Source organism: Aquiflexum sp. (genome assembly GCF_041749095.1).
Classification (GTDB): domain Bacteria; phylum Bacteroidota; class Bacteroidia; order Cytophagales; family Cyclobacteriaceae; genus Aquiflexum.
In genome coordinates, this window is the sequence record NZ_JBGTCA010000440.1 from 1 (window position 1) to 2,973 (window position 2,973).

General features: G+C 38.6%; 2 protein-coding genes. Both read left to right on the top strand.

Annotation, left to right across the window (positions count from 1 at the left end):
* The first annotated feature begins 335 nt into the window (after positions 1 to 335).
* A complete protein-coding gene (locus ACEW8O_RS20415; RefSeq protein WP_373496480.1) occupies positions 336 to 1,478 on the top strand; it encodes a mannonate dehydratase in 1,143 nt (380 codons plus the stop codon).
* A 139-nt stretch (positions 1,479 to 1,617) separates the two neighbouring features.
* Positions 1,618 to 2,730: a site-specific tyrosine recombinase/integron integrase gene (gene xerA / locus ACEW8O_RS20420; RefSeq protein ID WP_373496481.1), complete on the top strand. Its 1,113-nt coding sequence runs from the start codon at positions 1,618 to 1,620 to the stop codon at positions 2,728 to 2,730.
* Positions 2,731 to 2,973 lie beyond the last annotated feature (243 nt).

The following is a 2,973-nucleotide window of genomic DNA, read 5'->3' on the forward strand; positions in this document are numbered from 1 at the left end:
GTCCGCAAACGGCCATTTTTGCTATAAACATATCACCCTTTCAGGGTCGGTTCTCGATGTTTTTTAGTCTTCAACAAATCTTAATTGTATGTCTGACCAATTATCCCGATGGGATAACATGTTTATAGATAATAAGGCACAAACTAAAAAGTCGACCCTGAAGGGGTCGCATAATCTTTTGCCTGACTATAATCAATCATCTTCAATCCAATCAATAGATTTTTAGATATAAAACCTGTAAATTATTACATTGGAAAAAGTAAACCCCTTTGCGGATTTTGCTTTCTTATGATTCCTATCCTTTGATTGAATAAACCTACATAATCCATCTTGGTATGAATAACAGACAAAGAAGATCATTTATCAAAAAAAGTGCTGCTGCCGCAGGACTAATATTAAGCAGTCCCTTTGATCAGAGTTTTGCTAAATCCTCCGAGGGTCTTAACCTGAGATTATTCGATTATTCAAAGGATGGGGGGATGCAGTTTTCATTGGCTTATTTTTGGGGACCTCAACCAGACAGGGTTGCCCTGGCAAGGCAAATTGAAGTCTTGGGAGCTGTTGGGGGTATCAATCCTAAGATGACCGATACACCGAATAAAAGCCCGTGGAGCTTTGACGTGGTCCATGGAGTAAAAAAAGCCTGGGCAGATTTAGGATTGGATTTCAATGTGGTGGAAGGTCCGCCAACTTTGGGTACCAAAACCAAACTTGGACTTGAGGGCCGGGATGAAGAAATCTCCAATTTCATCATATTAATGGAAAACCTCTCCAAATCAGGTGTGGACACCCTCTGTTATAATTGGATGCCGATCATTTCCTGGGCACGAACAACCTTGGATCGGCCAAGTCGAGGTGGTGCACTGGTAAGTGCTTTTGATATTGAAGACATCAAAGACGAACCTGATATTACTGAATATGGAAATATCACCCATTCAAATATGTGGGCAAACCTGGAATATTTTCTCAAGGCTGTGGTACCGGAAGCTGAACGCTTTGGGATAAAACTGGCTATGCATCCCGATGATCCGCCGATAGATGGCATCAGAGGGATTCCGCGAATCATGACTTCTGTGGATGCTTTCAAAAAACTGTTGGACATTTACCCGAGCCCAAGCAATGGCATTACATTTTGCCAGGGCAGCTTCGCTTCTATGGGAGGTCCCGGTGAAGATGTGAACATCCCCGAAGCCATTAGGTATTTTGGAAAGAGACAGGCCATCCATTTTGTCCATTTCAGGGATGTCAGGGGAAACAAAAACAACTTTGAGGAGACCTTCCATGATGATGGCAAAACAGACATGTATGAAGCCATGAAAGCTTATTATGAAATTGGCTTCAAAGGCCCCATCCGGCCTGACCATGTACCGACCATGCTCGGCGACAGTAATGAAAAAGCTGGTTACAGCAATTGGGGAGTATTGTTTGCCATAGGTTATATGAGGGGATTGATAGAGGCTATTTCTAAAAATACTTAAGCACTTCTTCCGAAAGGCTAAACACATAACCCGTTGGTTCTAAAATGAAGATGCCCCCATGGATAAAGGAGGTGACCGAGAGCTTTTGGTTTCAGGAATTTTTTTTTATCTTGGATATGTTTTTAACCGATTTTTTTTTATGAAGAAGATTTTTATCAAAAATGGCATTATAGATAAAACCCAGATGGTTTTTCTGGAATTCCCCTACGACTTTGAACTAAAGGAACTGGTCAGGACATTTCCCGGAATAGATTGGAAAAAAGAACTTAAAGTATGGTACGTCCCCTACTCGAATAATAAGCTTAATGAACTGTTGGGGTTTTTTAAGGGAAAGGTTTGGTTAGATTATTCCCAATTTAAGAAAGTGGCAATACCAGTTGAAAAAATCAAGAATGATCTGAGTCCCCTTGATTCTGGGATAGGTGAGGAAATCCTAAAATTTGAGCAATGGATGCGGAACAAAAGGTATAGTGAAAGCAGCATCAAAACTTACCGGGATGCATTATCAGTATTTTTCCGGTTTTTGGAAAACAAGCCTATAACAGAAGTTGAAAGCTCAGATTTGGAAAAATTCAATACGGAATATATCATCGCCAACTCATATTCGAGTTCCTATCAAAACCAGTTTGTCAACGCTGTAAAATTGTTTTTTGTCAATAGACAAAATAAAAGGTTGAACCCTGAAATTATCCCAAGACCTAAAAAAGAGAAATTATTGCCCAATGTACTGAGCAAAGAGGAGGTGAAGATGATTTTGGAAGCACACAAAAATATAAAGCATAGAGCTATGTTGTCATTAATCTATGCTTGCGGATTAAGGAGGAGCGAATTATTGAATTTGAAAATCAAGGATGTGGATTCCAAAAGGAGATTATTGCTTGTCAGACAATCCAAAGGAAAGAAAGACAGAATTGTACCCATATCGGATAAAATCATAGAACTCTTGAGGATATATTACAAACAATATGTTCCGAAAAGTTATTTGTTTGAAGGCCAGATTTTAGGAGAAATGTATAGTGAAAAAAGCTTAGAAAGTGTGTTGAAGCAGGCATTGACAAAATCCAGGATTAATAAGCCTGTAACATTACATTGGCTTAGGCACTCTTATGCAACCCACTTATTGGAAAGCGGAACCGATTTGAGATTCATTCAGGAAATTTTGGGACATAAAAGTAGTAAGACAACAGAGATTTACACCCATGTAAGTACCAAGAGTCTTCAAAATATCAAATCCCCTTTTGATGATCTTTAAAGAAAAAATAAGTATAATTAAACCCTGATAAAAATCCTCATTTATCAGGGTTATTCTTCTGGAAAGGGTGGTATACCCCTGACCAGGTCAGGGGTATAAACAAGTTGAACTAAACCTCCTTCGTCGGTAGTTTTATTACGATTTAAAGGTCTGTTTTTCAGTAATATAACTTATTTTTATTCTATGTTTAACCTTTAATTCATTTAATCATGGAAAAAAAAGTTTGCGTCAAAAGATGTACGA

What these genes read in the sequence shown, in the direction of transcription:
- ACEW8O_RS20415 (WP_373496480.1), top strand. Translation starts at nt 336, where the DNA reads ATGAATAACAGACAAAGAAGATCATTTATCAAAAAAAGTGCTGCTGCC.
- xerA (WP_373496481.1), top strand. Translation starts at nt 1,618, where the DNA reads ATGAAGAAGATTTTTATCAAAAATGGCATTATAGATAAAACCCAGATG.